We start from the raw sequence: 18379 nt of genomic DNA on the forward strand, positions 1-18379 counted from the left end.
ATATTTTACTCACACGGAAAAGAAATCTTGCCGATGCCGGAGCGAAAGCGTTTTGCGTATGACCAGATCAATGAGCTATGGCAAGGGGACTTATCCCATGGACCCACGATTCGCGTCCATGGGAAACCCCAGAAAACGTTTTTGATCGCTTATATCGATGACTGCTCGCGGTTGGTGCCGTATGTATAGTTTCCCTTCGGAGAAATTTGACGGGCTGCGGATCGTCACAAAGGAAGCGGTGCTTCGTTGCGGGAAGCCAAAACGCATTGACTCGGACAACGAGAAAATTTATCGGTCCGAGGTGCTGCAGTATGCGTGCGCCGAGATGGGGATTACACTCATCCACACTCAGCCGTATGACCCGCAAAGCAAGGGAAAAATCGAACGGTTCTTCCGCACCGTACAGACACGGTTTTATCCACTGTTGGAGCTGAATCCGCCGAAATCGCTTGACGAGTTGAACGAGCGTTTTTGGAAGTGGCTTGAAGAAGAGTATCATCGAAAGCCTCACGCCTCGCTGGATGGGAAAACGCCGCATGAGGTGTTTCAGTCCCAAGTGGAACGAGTGGTGTGGATCGAAGACATCGATTGGCTGGATGCGATTTTTCTGAAACGGGAGCACCGCAAGGTGAAAGCCGATGGCACGATCACCTTGAATAAACAGCTATACGAAGTGCCGCCTCGGTTCATTGGGCAATCGATTGAGCTCCGCTATGACGAACGAGGCGTCTATGTGTACGAAGATGGCAAACGGGTGGCGGAAGCCATTCGGGTGCGTTTGGAGGACAATGCCTATGTGAAGCGCCACCGGTCGCCGTTTGCGGCGGTTTCGGCCAAGGAGGGCGAACAGGATGTATAAAACGTTTTATTCCCTCTCGCGGGAGCCGTTTGCGAAAGAAACCGACCCGTCCGAGGCGTATCAAGGGGCGGCGTTTCAAGAAGCGCTGCGGGCGCTGGAGTACGTGAAGCGAACGCGGGGAATCGGGCTGTTGATCGGAGAGCCGGGGGCGGGCAAGACGTTCGCCCTTCGGGCGTGGAAGGAATCGTTGTCCCCTTCTTTGTATCATGTGGTCTACTTCCCGTTATCGACCGGAGGCGTGATGGATTTTTACCGCGGGCTGGCCTTGGGATTAGGAGAGGAACCGAAGTACCGCAAGGTAGATCTCTTCCGCCAAATCCAGCAGGCGATCGAGCGATTGCATCATGAACGACGGATCACACCGGTGTTCATTTTGGACGAGATGCATTTAGCAAAGGATGCATTTTTACAGGACATCGCCATCTTGTTCAACTTTGAGATGGATTCAACCAACCCATTTGTCTTGATTTTGGCCGGGTTGCCTCATTTACAGGGGAAGCTGCGGCTCAATCAGCACCGCCCTCTCGACCAGCGGATCATCATGCGATACCGGATGGGGCCGATGGAGAAGGAAGAGGTGGCGGGCTACATCGAGCATCGAATGAAACAGGCCGGGGCGAAGCATCCGATCTTCACCCCATCGGCGTTAGAGGCGATGGCCCTGCAATCACGTGGTTGGCCCCGTGTCATCAACACGTTGGCCACGACTTGCCTGCTGTACGGGCATCAGCTGAAAAAGGACGTCATTGACGAAGAAGTGGTGCGCATGGCCGCAGAGGAAATGGGGTATTAGCACGAAAGGGGCCAAATCGGCCTCTTTTGTGCTTCCTCTTTTTCATCGATCCATCAGGCGCGCTGGAAATCTTCATCTGAAAGAGCGTGCAAATGTTCCGAAAGAATGTGCAAAATCCGCAATAATTCGCAAAAATTTTGCACATTATTTCAGAATCCGCCTGAAATAATTTGAAAAAGGGATTCTGAAATAATGTGCTAATTTACAGCGATTTCTGTCCGATTGCCGTTTTCATCGTAACGGTACGTTTCCGATACAATTTCTGTTCCGCCCGCCGTACCGACCGAAACGCTTTCCACGAGGCCGCGGTCATCATACGTAAAGGTCGAGCCGGCTCCGTTTCCTGTCGTGAAGGTGCGAACGTTCCCTCTCTCGTCATAGTCAAAGCGATACGTATACGTTCCGTCTTGGACGACTGTATTTTGATCCAAGGCATTGTATTGGTATGTGACTGTTTGGCTAAACGATCCATGGGAGAACATAAACTGTTGTAATTTATCCGATGTCGTCGGATAGGTCCACTTTTGTAATCCTCCGCGGTCGGATTGTTCAATGACACGATTCGCGGAATCAAATTTTCTTGTCTTGATCGTACCGTCTTTTACATATTGTACAGAAAGTTCGTTTCCGTTTTTGTCGTAACTAAATTCGTAATACGGAACGTTGTTGTAAGAAATCGTTTTGACCCTTTCCGTTCCGTCATACGTCCATTGAATCGTGTTTCCTTTCGGCAAAACCGTTTTGATTTTATTTCCATTGGCATCATATTCATTCGTTGTCACATCATGGAGCGGACCAACGGTTTTCATGAGTTTGCCGGCCGCATCATAAGAATAGGCAAATGTTTGAGACTGGCCGTCGCTGGTTCGAATGACTTTTGAAGTCATATTGCCATTTACGTCATAATCGTAGTTGACGGAAGTGCCGTTCGCTAACAACAGCTGTTTTAAGCGATCCGATAAATCGTACGTGTACTCTTTCTTGTTTCCTTTCTTATCGTACTCGCTTAACAGGTTTCCTACGGCATCATAGTTCTTTTTCGTGACATACCCGGCTTCATCTGTTTCTTCCTCAACATAGTTGCCATTGGCGTCGTACTTGTTTTTCGTGACGACGTTGCCTTCCATCAAACGAATGGCGTCAAACCATACCGTTCCTGTGTAATTGCCGCGGAAGACAGCGGATATGTCGATTTTATCCATTGGCTTGGGAGGTTGAATCGAAACGGCGGCACGGTTCCAATCTTGATTGCCAGTAGGGAAATCGGCGGTATACGTTTGGGTCGTTCCATCCACAAAGTATACTTTAGCCGTAATGGAATAATCGCTTGCGCTCACTGTGCCATTGGCTTTTACATTTTCAGCTTTCGAAACCCCAGTAAGCGTAAGGTTAATTGGTGCATCACCAGATGTTTGGCCAACGATGATGGTCTGCTTATACTCACTTGCCGATTGCGTGGTGCTTGTTCTAGATAGTTTTAGTGAGCACCCTCCATCAAATGATTGCGTAGAATCTACGCTTCCTCCTGTTCCACTCCAATTCGTGGTGGTTCCTTCAAAACTACTATTTACAACTGGGTTGTAGCTGGAAGAAACCTGCGCTTCTTCCAATTGAACATTATCAAACCAGGCTTCTCCGGAAGCATCTGGAGACTTATGATCGACCTCTAAATAGACGCGAATTTTGGCTGCATTCGAAGGAGTAGTAAACGTAACTTGCCGCTCTGTCCAAGGTCTTGTGCCTGTAAGTTGGCTATAACGATGATCCGCCCAAGAAATCGTTTGATTTTGACTATTCATGAATTGAACATTGAAAAAGGCATTGGCTTTCGTTAAATTCGTTTTGATCTTCCCGCTTAACGTATACGTGGTATTTGGTTTCACTGTGATTTCTTGGGTAGCCGCTACATAGCCAAGTTCTGTATTAGGAGAAGTAGAGTCAGCGACGATTTTTAACGTTTTTCTCCCTGTCAATCCATTATATACATTCGTGTCTTCCAGTAATTGCCCAGAATCATCATGACTGAGAAGATTCCAAGCTGTGATTCCTTGTTCAAAGCCGCTATTAGAGAGCAAATTCGTCGCACTGCCTAATGTATCGCTTTCTTCAATGATATTCCCATAGGCATCGTACTTCGATACAGAAGACGTTTTTCCCGATTGATCCGTTTCGGATACAGGATTTAAGCCATCATAGGCAATCGTGGTTGTATCGCCTTCCGTATCTGTCATGGAGATGACATCATTATTTTTGTTATACTCGTATGTTTCCGTACCATAACGATCTTTCGCCGTTAACACATTCCCCTTGGCGTCATACGTATATGATTCAGTAGGATTCGCTGCATTTTGATCATTCGGATCCCGTGATTCTACTAGATTATTTCCCTCATAAACATAGCTTGTCGTAATGTTTAAGCCATCTACGTCTTCGATAATTTGAATTGGGTTCGCTGCTTCATTAAATTTATACTGAACTGTAGATGAGCAAATTCACTAACATAAATTGACAACCAAACAAAAAAGGAGACATGAACCGGACTCCTTGGGTAAAATAGATGTGCACAAAACCCATTCACACAAGGAGGTTCATGTCTCATGAATAGATTAGCACATCACCAAGGAATCCACAAGTTTTTCTTCACTTTGGGGTTGACGCTGCAGCTTTCCAAACCGGTCATCAAGCATCTCATTCATATCGTCGATGCCTTGACCACCAAGGGATTCTCGGGAACATTGACCGATATTCATCACTGGAGCTTTCATCCGAATCATCGAACGACGCTCAGTCACTTTTTCACGAAAAGCCCTTGGGATGAGGAAAGGCTGCTTGGGAAGCTTCAAGAGTGGATCCTCCGCCGAATCGAGCGCCTGGTCGAGCGAAAGAATCAGCCTCTTTTTGTCTCGATTGATGATACGATTTGCCAAAAAACGAAGCCTTCGTCACGGGCAACGCACGCCATTCAAGGGTGTGGTTGGCATTTCTCTCACAAAGATCATCAATCGGTTTGGGGGCATTCGCTCGTTTGGCTGATGGTGCACACCTTGACACAAGCGTTTCCGTTTGCGTTCCGCCTGTATGACAAGAAAGCGGGAAAAAGCAAGATCGACCTGGCCATCGAGATGCTTTCTTCGCTCAAAGTGAAGCGGGCTCAGCCGGTGTATGTGCTCATGGATTCGTGGTATCCGTCCAAAAAGCTCATTGAAGCCTGCTTGAAACAGGGATTCCATGTCATCGCCATGCTCAAGACGAACCGGATTCTCTACCCGAAAGGCATCGCCATCCAAGCCAAGCAGTTCGCCCGCTATGTCGAGTCCGAAGACACCCGCCTCGTCACGGTGGGTCAGGAGCGTTATCGCGTGTATCGCTATGAGGGGGCGATCCATGGCCTCGATGACGCGGTGGTGCTGCTGGCTTGGAAGGCGGATCAGCCGATGGCGCCGGAACATCTCCATGTCGTCTTGAGCACCGATCGGGAGCTCGGGGACGAAGACATCTTGCGTTACTATGCTCAGCGTTGGACGATCGAGTGCTTTTTCCGGCAGGCGAAAGATCAACTGAAGCTTGATGGATACCGCGTTCGCCACATTCGGGCGGTGAAACGGTATTGGGCGGTGGTGCTGCTCTCCTGCGTGTATAGCATCGCCGAATCCCGACAAAACCTCTCCGCCGGGCTGGAGCTTCTTCGGTCGCGGAAAGACCACAGCGTCGTCGAGTTCATTTATGACGCTGCGAAGCAAGATATTCCCATTGATGTGATCAAAAAACAGCTCCGTATCGCGTAAGGGGTACCCTGTTTGTCTCTCTAACCATGGAAATTATTGTAATGAAAAATGCTCATCTACAGTACTGAATTTTACGGCCATTCGGTTGCGTTACGACAAGTTGTCGTTTTGTTTGGTCATAGTTCATCGTATAGATGCGGTTTTCAGGATCAATCGCTTGGCTTAGCCTGTCGCCATGATAAATGAACTGATTAACGACCGGTTTTGCTTCCGTATGCGTCGGTTCCAATACTTTCTCTAATCGACCAAGTTCATTATATTGGTATCTCGTTACTTCCCCGCCCGTCTGGGTTACTTTTGTTAACAAGTCGTTGTTATACTCATACGTGATTGTCCGATTCATTGGGGCGGTAATTTTCTGGATTCTGCCGCTTGCGTTGTACTCCATACTCAGTTTTCTGCCCGACGCATCGGTAATCGACACTAGCTTTCCGTTAGAATAACTGTAGGTAGTGGCATTCCCATGTCCATCTACGATTTTAGTTAACTTGCCGTCACTTTTTTGAAAGTGGATTTTCGTTTGATCTTTTGTCGTTAGGATATATTCATCGGTTGTTTCGCTTAACTCCAAGTAAACACCTGTCGGGGCTTTATACGTGCCGTCGGATAATTTCGTGAATATATGGAGCGTGCCATCTTCATCCGTAAATCTTGCTTCGTTTCCTTGGGCCACGATGTTCATTTCCGCATCGCTATGCCATCCTTTTCCAAACAATCCAACCGATGTGGATAAACTATTGTAAGTTCTTGTGATTTCAAGCCCCGGTCCTCTTCCGGAAATCGAAACATCGTCTTCGTCTATAATCAGATTGCCGGTAGCGGCATTCACGCTGCCATACGGAACATCAATGATGGACCAGTACTCTTCTTTTCCTAAATACTCATTCGCCTCCGGAATTTTCACCGTCAAGGCATTGCTGGAAAATACTGTTTCCCCATCCGCATTGTATGCACTGAGTCGGAAGTAGTAATTGGTGCTTGTGGCGTATTTTGTCCCCATTTTCTCATACATGGGGGAAGGATCTTTCGGAAGTTCCAATCCTTTTCCATCATGATGCAACGTTAAGGTGCTGGAATCCCCCTGTTGGATTTCCTCCGGAGTTGGCCAAATTCCTTTGTTTTGTGTCGTCCAATGGTCCACGTCTCCTACATCAAATGCTTCATAGTAAAGTCCATTGAAAATCCACACTTTATACCCTGTCGCTCCAGGAATCTTATCCCAGTCTAACATGACATAACCCGAGTTGCTTCCTAATTGGTTGCTGTAAGCAAACCCTGAAGGCGCTGGCGGCACTCGCAAATCTGGAATACGAGGCATATACGCATCCGAAAAGACGGTTTCCCCTTGAGAGTTATAGGCGCTTACTCGAATCCAGTAGTTGGCAGCTGTTGCGTATTTGGTTCCTGCATTGGCATAGACCGGGGACGGGTTAACAGCTAATTCCGTGCCAAGACCATCGTTTACATGCAACTTATATCTACCTGCATGAATTTCCGTGGATGTTGGCCAATACTTTTTGTTTTTCGTTGTCCAAGAAGTGACGTTCCCGACATCTAACGATTCATAGTAGGAACCGTTAAAAATCCAAATTTTATACCCCGTCGCTCCACTCACAGGATTCCATTTGAAATCGATATATCCTGTTCCATTTCCGTTTGTATAACTTCCCCCCGTCGGAGCAGATGGTTTCGCCAAATTCGGAATGGTTGGCATATAGGCACCTGACATAGCGCTTTCGCCTTGAGGAAAAATCGCACTGACTCGGAACCAGTAGTTCTTGCTGTTTGGATAGCTTCCGCCTGAATTTCGATAGACTGGGGAAGGATCGACAGCCAACTCCGTCCCTAACTGATCTTGATGCAGGTCATATCTTCCAGCGCTAATTTCAGAAGGGGTCGGCCAAATTTTTTTCCCTTTTGTACTCCAGGAAGTAACATTGCCTACATCAAACGCTTCATATGATTTCCCGTTATAAATCCAAACCTTATAGCCCGCAGCGCCAGGAACCGGATCCCATGATAAATTGATATATCCTGTGCCATTCCCATTGCTGAAGACCGTTCCTGTCGGCGTATGGGGAACGGGTATCGTATACGTGACAGACAAATATGGTTTATAACTGCTATTCGTCGTGGAAACAACTTTTTTCCAATACGTTTGTCCATTGCCATTCGTATGAAGTTTCAATCCGTAATTTGGCTTTGTCCCGGATGCCCATTCTTTTACCGTATTCGTGACATCAAATTGCGCCCATTGGTCTCTTGCGACATCGACCTTGCCAATGTTGGTGGAGGAAGGTTGATTACTCCATGTTAACGTGCTCGCGGACCATGGACCGTTGACAGCATCTAGCCATAGACCTGTTGGCGTCGTTGCATAGTACGAATGGGTGACATAGACATGGAATGTGGCACTCGTCACGTTCATATTTTTGATGCTCGATAGATCTGGGTTCAAAAAGCCATAGCAAGTACCTGTTGTTCCATTATAATAACCCACTTTCAAAACGTATTGTCCCTGTGCAGAGTCCCACTTGCTTGATGAGGAACTATAGTTGGTTGTGGGATAGGCGCTCATCACAAATGCATCGGCAGACACCTGAATGGAAGTGCTCGGATCAATATAAACAGGGTATACACGTTTAGGATCCTTCAGCCAATCAGGGTCGGCTTTGACCGTTAAAATATATCCTTGATCATCCTGTTGTAATTCATACGTTACATTCTCTGAGCGCTGCACTTCACCAGAGTGTTCATCGACATTCGAATCCACCATAAACGGCTTCGGCAGTTCAAACACCTTTTCATGTTCTTGATTTGTCAATAAAATGGAGCCATCGTCTTGAATGTCTGCTTGCAAATCCGTTTTCAGGCGGAATTTGAAAATATGATAGCCAGTAAACGAATGAAGAACCAAATCTTCTTTTGTTGACTCGTTAAATGCAATATTTTGCAGGTCTATGCTCGGAAAAATGTTTTTGTGAAGAATTTTGTTGTCTTTTTTCTTATAGACGGCGGCAACATCCTTCGCTTTTATCGATTGTACGTCATTACCTGCCGCCTCTAAAATAGAATAGGAAATCGAATATCCATTGTAATGGAACGTGGCGTATTCTCCATCGACCATCTTTTTATAAAAGTTTGTCTCCAAAATGGTATTCTCTGTTTCAACGTAATTCGTATTATTGGTGCTATCCGTTAGACTAGAAGATACTTCCTCAAATATTTTTTGTCCCTTTTTCTTCACATGAATAGGCTCAAAGTAAATCTTCTTGGTAAACGTGCCATCGCCGTTGTAGTAAACCTTTGTATTCTCAGTTCTTTCTTCTATGATTTCCCCTGGCTTGAGATCACGTTTCGGGGCTTGCGGCACCTTTGGCGGCTCCTCTTTTGGCTCTACACGGTCAACCCCTGATCGGATCGTTTCGGCAAGTCCCTTTGTCGGGACGCTTGACATCACTAAAGCCCATACGACCATCCAAACCAACCATCGTCGCAAACGAATGTTTCTCATATGCTCTCCTTCCCCATTTCCATTACTTTTACAATCAAATTGTATCTTTCCTCCTCCCTTCCATCCACCGTTTTCGACAGACAAAGTTCGACATGATTGGGCATGTTCTGCAGGAGCTTTTGCGGCGCGCTTCGTCATGAAAAATGCTCATCTACAGTCTCTAACATGCCGTCTTGGTTACTAGCCATTTTTTCAATCATCCATGGGGTGTCAACGATTGGAGAGAATCTTGGTTTCATCAAGCACCAAAAAGCCCTTAGAACCGCCTTCGGCTCTAAGGGTTTTTCGCTTATTTCAACCATTCCGTATGGAAAATGCCTTCTTTGTCGACGCGTTCGTACGTGTGGGCGCCGAAGTAGTCGCGCTGCGCTTGGATTAAGTTGGCTGGGAGCACCGCGGTGCGGTAGCTGTCGTAATAGGCGAGGGCGCTTGCGAATCCTGGCACTGGAATGCCGCGCATCGCCGCGGTGGCGACGATTTCGCGGAGCGCGTCTTGGTAGCGTTCGACAATGTCTTTGAAATACGGATCCAAGAGCAAGTTCGAAAGCGCCGGATCGCGGTCGTACGCCTCTTTAATTTTTTGCAAAAATTGCGCGCGGATGATGCAGCCGCCGCGGAAGATCATGGCGATGTCGCCATAGCGCAAGTTCCAGTTGTATTCCTCAGAAGCCGCCTTCATTTGCGCAAATCCTTGGGCGTACGAGCAAATTTTGCTCATATAAAGCGCGCGGCGCACGGCTTCGATGAAGTGGCCGCGGTCGCCTTCAAACGGCTTCACCGCTGGGCCTGCCAGCACTTTGCTTGCTTTCACGCGCTCGTCTTTCATCGCCGAGATGAAACGGGCGAACACCGATTCCGTGATGATCGGCAGCGGCACGCCCAAATCGAGGGCGTTTTGGCTCGTCCATTTGCCCGTCCCTTTTTGCCCAGCTTTGTCCAAAATGACATCAACAAGCGGCTTGCCTGTTTCTTCATCGATTTTCGTGAAAATGTCGGCCGTAATTTCAATCAAGTAGCTGTTCAATTCGCCTTTGTTCCAGTCGGCAAACACTTCGTGCAATTCGTTCGCATCCATGCCGAGCACATGTTTGAGCAGGAAGTACGCTTCAGCGATCAGCTGCATGTCGCCGTATTCGATGCCGTTATGCACCATTTTGACATAATGCCCCGCGCCGTCCGGGCCGATGTACGTCGTGCACGGCTCGCCATCGACTTTGGCGGCGATGGCTTCAAAAATCGGGCGCACGAGCTCATGCGCTTCTTTTTGCCCGCCCGGCATGATCGCGGGACCTTTCAATGCCCCTTCCTCGCCGCCGGAGACACCCGTGCCGATAAAGTGAATGCCGAGTTCAGCGAGTTCTTTATTGCGGCGCTGCGTATCCTTAAAATACGTATTGCCGCCGTCAATTACAATATCGCCTTTCTCCAAATGCGGCTTCAGCTGTTCGATCGTCGCGTCCGTCGGCGCTCCGGCTTTGACCATCAGCAAAATTTTCCGCGGTTTTTCCAAGGCGTTGACGAATTCTTCGATGCTGTATGTACCGACAATGTTTTTTCCTTTCGCTTCTTGCAAAAACTCGTCCGTTTTTTCGCGCGAACGGTTGTATACCGCCACTGAATAGCCTTTGCTTTCAATGTTCAACGCCAAGTTTTTCCCCATGACCGCCAGTCCGATGACGCCGATTTGCTGTTTCGCCATTGTCCAACGTCCCTTTCCGTTTTGGTTTGTTCATCAAACAACATACCATACGTTTACGCTTGCCTGCAAGTTTTTCTAAACCGATTTATGAACGAGTCTGCACGACGGATTTGTTTGCCATTTTCATATTGAAAATGAAAGGGGCGCAACGCCCCTCATGCTTAGTAGCCTCCATAGTGCGGGAAGCCGTATGGGGAAAACGGATAGTGGCCATCATACATCCCGTATGGAAAATGGTGATAGCCGCCGTAGCCCCCGTGCCAATAAGGATAGTAGCCATACGGATAGTGGCCGTAGCCGCCAAAGTACGGCGGATAAAAGCCGCCCGGATACGGGCCAAACGGTCGAACCATGGAATGCGCCTCCTCTTCATGAGTTGAAGTTCATTTCCATGATTAGGATATGCGCGGAAGAAAAAACGGTATAGGCAAACACCTATACCGTCTCTCCTGCCCGGACAGCGGCTTGGGCAGCGGCCACCTGCTCGCGAATCGCGTCCGCTTCCTCCAAATGGGCAAACAAGACGCGCGGGTCAAGCACGGTCAACAGCCGGTCGTCTTGCGCCGCCATCCCGACTACATACGGCGTGCGCTCCGCGGACATCAGTTGAAGCGGTTTAATGGCCTCAGGCTCAATATCGGCGATCTCTTTCGCCTCATCGACGATAAACGCGACCGACAAGCCATCCACAGCGGCGACAATGAGGCGTGTCTGATCCGTTTCCTCAATCGCTCTTCCGTACAACAATTCCCGCATATCAAGCACCGGCACGAGCTCGCCGCGGATGCGCACGACGCCGGCCATATAGTCCGGCATATGCGGAACGGCGGTCGGCTCTGTCATTTTTTCAATCGAGACGACATACGCGATCGAAACGGCGTACTGTTCCCGCTCAACGCGAAAGATGACGTATTTGTCCATTCCCCAGCCCTCTCTTCTTCAACATCTTGCCTTTGCTTTTTTTATCGGCAGCTTTCATCCTATTTTCAGCGCGAATGTTCTCCGCTCGAGAAAAAGAGCATCCAGCCTCGGGATGCTCACTCGGCATTGGCGACTTCTTCGACAATGGCGATGACCATTTCCGTCAGTTTGACCAACTCTTCAATCGGCATCCGCTCGTTCGTCGTATGGATCTCTTCATAGCCGACAGCGAGGTTGACCGTCGGAATGCCGAAGCCGGCGATGATATTGGCATCGCTGCCGCCGCCGCTTCGCTCGAGCTTGCACGGCCGGCCGATTTTCGCCGCCGCCCGTTTGGCGATTTCCACGACATGGTCGCCGTCGCTGAACTTAAAGCCAGGGTACATCACTTCCACTTCGACATCGGCGCGGCCACCCATTTCCGCGGCGACCGTTTCAAACGCCTCTTTCATTTTCGCCACTTGCGCTTCCATTTTTTCTGGGACAAGCGAGCGGGCTTCCGCTAAAATATCGACGCGGTCGCAGACGATGTTCGTTTGCGTGCCGCCTTCAAAGCGGCCGATGTTGGCCGTTGTTTCCTCGTCGATGCGGCCGAGCGGCATTTTCGCGATCGCCTTCGCCGCAATCGTAATGGCTGACACCCCTCGCTCCGGAGCCACACCGGCATGAGCGGTTTTGCCGTGCACAACCACTTTCAGCTTCGCCTGCGTCGGGGCGGCGACGACGATGTTGCCGACTTTGCCGTCGCTGTCCAAGGCATAGCCGTATTTCGCTTGGATCAGCGACGGATCGAGCGCCTTCGCCCCGACAAGCCCCGACTCTTCTCCGACGGTGATGATAAACTGGATCACGCCGTGCGGGATGTTTTGCTCTTTCAACGCCCGAATCGCTTCCAACATCGCCGCCAAGCCCGCTTTATCATCCGCGCCTAAAATCGTCGTCCCGTCGGTGACGACATAGCCGTCTTGAATCGATGGCTTCACGCCTTTGCCCGGCACGACCGTATCCATATGCGACGTGAAATAAATCGGATCCACCCCGTCTTTCGTCGCCGCGAGCGTGCAAATCAAATTGCCGGCGCCGTGCCCGGTTTTCGCGGCGGCATCGTCTTCGATCACCTCAAGGCCGAGCGCTTCAAACTTTTGTTTCAGCACCTTCGCAATGTCGCCTTCATGCTTCGTTTCGGAATCGATTTGCACGAGCTCCAAAAATTCGTCGACAAGACGCTGTTCATTGACCATAACTTTCTTCCTCCTGCTTATGTATTCCACCTTAAGTATACCGAAATGTTCCGCCAAGAGCCAAACCGGACGCCGGAACGATCAAAACACTGCCAACGTATCAAAATGTGCTTGAGATGCACCGTCTCAACAAGAGGGCTCCTGCTGCGACCCGAGTTCGACAGTTTTGAGGCCATTTTAGGCAAATGAAAATGGCCAAAATGTGGTTATATCAAGGATTTCGCCATACCGATCCTAGAAAAAAGCGCTGAATTCCACAGGCACACGACTTGACAATTTAACCTTTTTAAAAAAGCTCCATATCGTTTATCATATAGGCATGTACATACGACGAGTCACACGCAAAACCAAAGGCGGAACAACCGTTGCTTATCTCCATCTTGCTCATAGCGAATGGAATCCGAAGGCCAAATGGGCAAAAGCGAAGGTGATGGATTCGTTTGGACGCGAAGATGAGGCGAATCGCACCGTCTTGGAGCGTCTGGCCAAAAGTTGCGATTCCTTTCCCCTGACTCATGAATCATATCCGAAAATAAGAGACGGGTGGGAGCGTTCTCATGCTTGGACATTTTTCTTCCAAAAACGAAGACCTTTCTCAACGAACCGAACTGACGGCCAAACAGGCTCAACTCTTTGTGGCTCTAGGGTTGGAGCCTCCTCCGAAGATCCTAGGCATCCATCCTCGCGCCTAGATACACGCCCAAAGTATGCTCAAATGCCTCCCGTCCCTTTTGTATCAAGGGTCGAGAGGCATTTTGTTTGCCTAGTCAATGTCGAACTCGGGTCGGGGGTGATGACTCAAATCCCTCATCCCTACAACTTTGGGGACAAAGGGTACATCAGCCACGCTCTTCGAGAAAAGCTGTACGAAGAACACCGATCCGCGTTCTGGACACCGTCTCGACACAATCAAAAGCACGGCCCATCCAAGGCATGGGAAGAATGGATCAGGAAAAAACGCAAAGTCATCGAGACGGTGTTTTTGATTCTCGTAGACCAATATCGGTCACCGACATTCGAGCGAATTCCATTGCCGGGTTTGAAGTGGTATTCGATGGCATCTTGTCGGCGTATTCCCTAGTCACAATAGGGCTCTAGTTGAGTGTTGACGCTCAACTAGCACCACGGGTAATCATAATCTCATCGTTAATATATTGGTAAATTTCTTTCAATCGAGGAAATGTAGACAAGGACAATAATTTACCGTTTACAATTACAGCCGGTGTAGCATACTGTATAGCTTTTTCGGCATTAGATGCTATTGCTTTAAATCCTCTTTCTTCTAATATAGAGGTCAATTTTTTTTGAGCCAAAACCAAATCTAGATGAACTTGGTAATTATATATTTGAACAATCACTTGGTCCTTAAATTGTTTCAATAAACGTTGCTTTAGTTCCTGCATTTCAGCACCTGATTCGTCAGAGACTGTATCACAGCATACACTTTCTGGTGTGCATTCAGTGATTTCAGATTGAACAAGGTACTTTGGGAATAGTTCAACCAACAGTTTTTTTTTCATGCAAATCTCCTCCCTCTAGAAATGGTATTGTCAAAAGTTTATCCTCCACACTCAGGGTTTTCCCTTGAGTTTCAACGGTTGAACGAAAAAAGCTTGCCACCCCCGTTGTTTTCGGCCATCATTGAGGTAACCACACACTCAACAGCCAAAACAAAGGAGTGACAAGCTTTGTTACCTCAATGATTAGCCTATTTGCTTCAAATCATCAAGACCCAATATCAAATCATTGTGTATTTGATGGGTGTGATATTGGGAAAATCCTTGAATCTCGAGGACTTGGACGAACCCATCCAAAAGCCGTACCGGAAACTTCAGGTCGATGACCTTCCCATCATCGATGTGCCGGAAACCCTTGATTACCGGAAGCTGTTGGCGGACTACGAAGCCCAGCACGGACGTCCTTTACGGCCCATCCAGCGCCGCGCGAATGCGAAACACCGTGTTCCGGATTCGTTGACCTGCCCTCGCTGCCAGGCTCCCTCTTCTTACCTGTACGCCAATAACGGCGGAAACGGGCAATACCCATGCAAAGTGTGTCAGTGCCGGTTCAACCACCGAAATCGGTTCACCAAGCAAGCGGTCTTTCGCTGCCCGCACTGCAAAAAGACGTTGGAAAAAATCAAGGAACGCAAAGAATACAACATCTATAAGTGCAAGAACAACGATTGCCCGTTTGACCAGGCCAACCTTCGCCGGATGACGAAGAAGGAGCGCCAACAGTTTCAACAGGATCCTCAAGCCTTCAAGGTGCGGTATTTGTTTCGAGAGTTCTTGTTTGACTTTCTCCCGTTGGCTTCCTCGTCGCTCATCAAGCCGAAGGTCGATTTGTCCCGGCTGGCTGCGTCGCCGCACGTGTTGGGGCTCGTGTTGACGTACTACGTCAACTTTGGGATGTCCTCGAGGGAGACCGCCGCCGCCATGAAGGACATCCATGGCGTCTCGATCTCCCATCAGACGGTGCTCAACTACGCCAACAGCGTCGCGCTTTGGATCAAGCCCTTTGTCGACCGGTTCCCGTATGAGCTGTCCGGTTCGTTTTGCGGGGACGAGACGTATATTCGCGTCAAAGGGCGCTGGCATTACCTGTTCTTTATGTTTGACGCCGTCAAAAAGATCGTGCTGTCCTATCGCGTCTCGCCCAACCGGGACACGCTCTCGGCCATCAAGGCCATCGATGATGTCCTGAGGAAGCTGGCGTCCCTCCCAGACGACTTGTCGTTCGTCGTGGATGGCAACCCGATTTACCTGCTGGCGCAACACTTCTTTGCCCAGCACGGGATTTCGTTTGACGTCCGCCAGGTGATCGGCCTGACCAACGAAGATCCGGTCTCGGAAGAGTTTCGCCCTCTCAAGCAGATCATCGAGCGATTCAACCGGACTTTTAAAGGCAACTACCGCCCGACCCATGGGTTCGGTGCGGAAGAAGGCTCGGTGTCCTTTGTGACGCTGTTTGTGGCGTATTTCAACTTTCTGCGCCCGCATAGCGCGCTCGAGGGCCGGGTGCCGGTCGTCATCCCGGAGCTCGCCGAGCTGCCGCATATGCCGGCCCGGTGGACGAAGCTGATCGCCATGGCTCAAGATTTCCTCCAACAAGAGGCGGCCTAACTTTTTTGTCCTCCGGAGCCCGTTGAACAGAACTCCTGCCGGATTCGGCGAAGCGAACCCTTGACCAACCGAACACCGCCAAAGGTAACATTCGGTCATGGCAAGGGCGGCTTTCTTATTGCCTTCTTTTTTGTCCCCGTCGCCCTTGACGACTCTTCCGCACCTTTGGCGGGTGTTGGTCAAGGGCGAATCCGGCTCTCCACATGCCCAATGATGCTCAATGGGATGGCCTGTGTGGAGTTTTCATAAAACTTTTGACGCTACCTTTTTTATTTATTAGTTGCAAAACGAATCAATTTTGTTATATAATTTTAGCGTATTTTTTATCCAATTTGAATTTTCTCATATTTTTATATTTTTTTAATATTTTTTTAATATTTTTTCAATATTTTTTAGAAAATGGAGGTTGTGGTAATATTGGATAATATCTTTTCCGGTAAAAATAATCAGCACTTAGTTTGCATCAGAGAAATGCTTCAAATACTTATTCGTCGATTTGGTCTATTACAAAAAGAAGGAGCTGAATGTTGCGGATTGACACTTGTTCAAAGTCATGTATTATATGAGATTAACCGATTAGGTAATCCTTCACTAAATGATATTACCGATGTGTTAGGTTTGGATAAAAGTACAGTAAGTAGACACGTACAAGGCCTTGTAGAGCAAGGTCTAATTGAAAGGAGACAATCCGCTATTGATCGACGTTATGTGGAGCTAATACTTACTGAACAAGGAAAGAAATATGAAGATCAAATTAGCAATCAAATGCTTAAATATCTTGATGAAATTATGAGTCACATTGCTGAAGAAAAAAGAGATCAAGTTAATGAAAGCATTAGTCTATTACTAATGGCTATGAAAAATAGTAGTTGTTGTTAAAGAAAAAATATATATTTATTCTGTAGATGAGCAAATTCACTAACATAAATTGACAACCAAACAAAAAAGGAGACATGAACCCGACTCCTTGGTTAAAATAGATGTGCTAACCAACCATTCACAAGGAGGTTCATGTCTCATGAATAGATTAGCACATCATCAAGGAATCCACAAGTTTTTCTTCGCATTGGGGTTGGCATTGCATTTCTCGAAGCCGGTTCTGAAGCATCTCGTTCATATCGTCGATGCCTTGACCACCAAGGGATTCTCGGGAACGCTGACGGATCTCCATCACTGGAGTTTTCATCCCAATCATCGAACAACGCTCAGCCATTTTTTCACGAAAAGCCCTTGGGATGAAGAGACGTTGCTTCGCAAACTCCAGCAATGGATCCTTCATCGCATCAAGCGAATCGCCAAACGGGAGAATCAACCCCTTTTTGTTTCGATTGATGATGCCATTTGCCAAAAAACGAAGCCTTCGTCACGGGCCACGCACGCCATTCAAGGGTGTGATTGGCACTACTCGCATAAAGATCATCAATCGGTTTGGGGGCATTCGCTCGTTTGGCTGATGGTGCACACCTTCACGCAGGCGTTTCCGTTCGCGTTCCGCTTGTATGACAAGAAGGCCGGAAGAAGCAAAATCGACCTGGCGATCGAGATGCTTTCCTCGATCAAGGTGAAGCTGACTCAGCCGGTGTATGTGCTGATGGACTCTTGGCATCCGTCCAAAACGCTCATCGAAGCCTGTCTGAAACAGGGATTCCATGTCATCGCCATGCTCAAGACGAACCGGATTCTCTACCCGAAAGGCGTCGCGGTCCAAGCCAAGCAGTTTGCCCGCTATATCGAGCCAAAAGACACCCGCCTCGTCACGGTGGGGCAGGAGCGTTACCGCGTGTATCGCTATGAGGGGGCGATCCATGGCCTCGATGACGCGGTGGTGCTGCTGGCTTGGAAGGCGGATCAGCCGATGACGCCGGAACATCTCCATTGCGTCTTGAGCACCGACCGGGAGCTCGGGGACGAAGACATCTTGCGTTACTATGCCCAGCGTTGGACAATCGAATGCTTTTTCCGGCAGGCGAAAGATCAACTGAAGCTGGATGGATACTGGGTTCGCCACGTTCGGGCGGTGAAACGGTATTGGGCGGTGGTGCTCTTGGCCTCTGTGTACAGCATCGCCGAATCCCGACAAACCCTCTCCGCCGGGCTGGAGCTTCTCCGGTCGCGGAAAGACCACAGCGTCGTCGAGTTCATTGATGACGCCGCGAAGCAAGAGATTCCCATTGATGTGATCAAAAAACAGCTCCATGTCGCCTAAGGGGTTCCCTGTTTGTCTCTCTAACCATGGAAATTATTGTAATGAAAAATGCTCATCTACAGTTCATAAAAAAACTTGATCACTCCAGATCCCGGTGCTGTTGTACGTCAATGAGACCCATGTTCGTACCAAATCTTGCGGGCCACTTGGTCAGAAGTCAGTCGGTAGAAACAGGTCTCACATATGACCATCATGCCCATGTTTCGCTCTTTGGCGCCGTGAACGTATTTAAAGGG

Annotated in this window: 11 protein-coding genes and 4 pseudogenes; 8 read left to right on the plus strand and 7 right to left on the minus strand. The window is 48.6% G+C overall.

Annotated elements, in window-relative coordinates; genetic code table 11:
- Nucleotides 1-15: 15 nt before the first annotated feature.
- Together GYMC52_RS11800 and GYMC52_RS11805 are read left to right on the plus strand one after the other, a co-directional pair.
- Nucleotides 16-859: pseudogene (locus GYMC52_RS11800) on the plus strand (Mu transposase C-terminal domain-containing protein); the annotation flags it as partial.
- Nucleotides 852-1652, plus strand: coding sequence for an ExeA family protein (locus GYMC52_RS11805; RefSeq protein ID WP_012820648.1), 801 nt, complete (start codon nucleotides 852-854; stop codon nucleotides 1650-1652). The pseudogene GYMC52_RS11800 and the gene GYMC52_RS11805, both read left to right, overlap by 8 nt.
- Nucleotides 1653-1849: 197 nt before the next feature.
- On the opposite strand, the gene GYMC52_RS18765 is transcribed toward GYMC52_RS11805, so the two are convergent.
- On the minus strand, nucleotides 1850-3952 hold the full coding sequence (locus tag GYMC52_RS18765; protein ID WP_230982697.1) for a hypothetical protein: 2103 nt from the start codon (nucleotides 3950-3952) through the stop codon (nucleotides 1850-1852).
- Between the two features lie 297 nt (nucleotides 3953-4249).
- On the opposite strand from GYMC52_RS18765, the gene GYMC52_RS11815 reads away from it, so the two are divergent.
- A complete protein-coding gene (locus GYMC52_RS11815) occupies nucleotides 4250-5437 on the plus strand; it encodes an IS701 family transposase (protein ID WP_012820647.1) in 1188 nt (395 codons plus the stop codon).
- A 61-nt stretch (nucleotides 5438-5498) separates the two neighbouring features.
- On the opposite strand, the pseudogene GYMC52_RS11820 reads toward GYMC52_RS11815, so the two are convergent.
- From GYMC52_RS11820 to GYMC52_RS11840, 5 genes and pseudogenes are all read right to left on the minus strand, one after another.
- Nucleotides 5499-8588, minus strand: a pseudogene (locus GYMC52_RS11820) (DNRLRE domain-containing protein); the annotation flags it as partial.
- 652 nt (nucleotides 8589-9240) lie between these two features.
- A complete protein-coding gene (gndA, locus tag GYMC52_RS11825; RefSeq protein ID WP_012820646.1) occupies nucleotides 9241-10650 on the minus strand; it encodes an NADP-dependent phosphogluconate dehydrogenase in 1410 nt (469 codons plus the stop codon).
- A gap of 161 nt (nucleotides 10651-10811) precedes the next feature.
- Nucleotides 10812-11003 (minus strand): hypothetical protein, encoded by a 192-nt coding sequence (locus tag GYMC52_RS11830; protein WP_012820645.1) that lies wholly within the window; start codon nucleotides 11001-11003, stop codon nucleotides 10812-10814.
- 82 nt (nucleotides 11004-11085) lie between these two features.
- Nucleotides 11086-11571 carry a chemotaxis protein CheW gene (locus tag GYMC52_RS11835; RefSeq protein ID WP_012820644.1) on the minus strand — a complete coding sequence of 162 codons (486 nt, stop codon included), beginning with the start codon at nucleotides 11569-11571 and terminating at the stop codon, nucleotides 11086-11088.
- A gap of 116 nt (nucleotides 11572-11687) precedes the next feature.
- On the minus strand, nucleotides 11688-12812 hold the full coding sequence (locus GYMC52_RS11840) for a tripeptidase T (RefSeq protein ID WP_012820643.1): 1125 nt from the start codon (nucleotides 12810-12812) through the stop codon (nucleotides 11688-11690).
- Between the two features lie 319 nt (nucleotides 12813-13131).
- Here GYMC52_RS11840 and GYMC52_RS20415 point away from each other — a divergent pair.
- Together GYMC52_RS20415 and GYMC52_RS18770 are read left to right on the plus strand one after the other, a co-directional pair.
- Nucleotides 13132-13504 (plus strand): annotated as a pseudogene (locus GYMC52_RS20415) (hypothetical protein).
- Between the two features lie 98 nt (nucleotides 13505-13602).
- A pseudogene (locus GYMC52_RS18770) lies at nucleotides 13603-13910 on the plus strand (transposase); the annotation flags it as partial.
- 14 nt (nucleotides 13911-13924) lie between these two features.
- Here GYMC52_RS18770 and vcpD read toward each other — a convergent pair.
- Nucleotides 13925-14332, minus strand: coding sequence for an ArsD-related vicinal cysteine protein VcpD (gene vcpD, locus GYMC52_RS11845; RefSeq protein WP_012820642.1), 408 nt, complete (start codon nucleotides 14330-14332; stop codon nucleotides 13925-13927).
- A gap of 192 nt (nucleotides 14333-14524) precedes the next feature.
- On the opposite strand from vcpD, the gene GYMC52_RS11850 reads away from it, so the two are divergent.
- The 3 genes from GYMC52_RS11850 to GYMC52_RS11860 all read left to right on the plus strand — a co-directional run bounded on the left by GYMC52_RS11850 (nucleotide 14525) and on the right by GYMC52_RS11860 (nucleotide 18143).
- On the plus strand, nucleotides 14525-15937 hold the full coding sequence (locus GYMC52_RS11850) for a DDE-type integrase/transposase/recombinase (protein WP_012820641.1): 1413 nt from the start codon (nucleotides 14525-14527) through the stop codon (nucleotides 15935-15937).
- 408 nt (nucleotides 15938-16345) lie between these two features.
- Nucleotides 16346-16816, plus strand: a complete 471-nt coding sequence (locus GYMC52_RS11855) for a MarR family winged helix-turn-helix transcriptional regulator (protein ID WP_230982699.1) — start codon at nucleotides 16346-16348, stop codon at nucleotides 16814-16816.
- A gap of 139 nt (nucleotides 16817-16955) precedes the next feature.
- Entirely contained in the window at nucleotides 16956-18143 is a 1188-nt protein-coding gene (locus GYMC52_RS11860) for an IS701 family transposase (RefSeq protein WP_012820639.1), read from the plus strand.
- Nucleotides 18144-18379: the final 236 nt, after the last annotated feature.

This window comes from Geobacillus sp. Y412MC52 (genome assembly GCF_000174795.2).
Lineage (GTDB): Bacteria > Bacillota > Bacilli > Bacillales > Anoxybacillaceae > Geobacillus > Geobacillus thermoleovorans.

Bases quoted from the DNA above. Each gene is read 5' to 3' on its own strand.
- GYMC52_RS11815 (WP_012820647.1), top strand. From the start codon at position 4,250: ATGAATAGATTAGCACATCACCAAGGAATCCACAAGTTTTTCTTCACT.
- gndA (WP_012820646.1), bottom strand. From the start codon at position 10,650: ATGGCGAAACAGCAAATCGGCGTCATCGGACTGGCGGTCATGGGGAAA.
- GYMC52_RS11830 (WP_012820645.1), bottom strand. From the start codon at position 11,003: ATGGTTCGACCGTTTGGCCCGTATCCGGGCGGCTTTTATCCGCCGTAC.
- GYMC52_RS11835 (WP_012820644.1), bottom strand. From the start codon at position 11,571: ATGGACAAATACGTCATCTTTCGCGTTGAGCGGGAACAGTACGCCGTT.
- vcpD (WP_012820642.1), bottom strand. From the start codon at position 14,332: ATGAAAAAAAAACTGTTGGTTGAACTATTCCCAAAGTACCTTGTTCAA.
- GYMC52_RS11860 (WP_012820639.1), top strand. From the start codon at position 16,956: ATGAATAGATTAGCACATCATCAAGGAATCCACAAGTTTTTCTTCGCA.
- GYMC52_RS11840 (WP_012820643.1), bottom strand. From the start codon at position 12,812: ATGGTCAATGAACAGCGTCTTGTCGACGAATTTTTGGAGCTCGTGCAA.
- GYMC52_RS11805 (WP_012820648.1), top strand. From the start codon at position 852: ATGTATAAAACGTTTTATTCCCTCTCGCGGGAGCCGTTTGCGAAAGAA.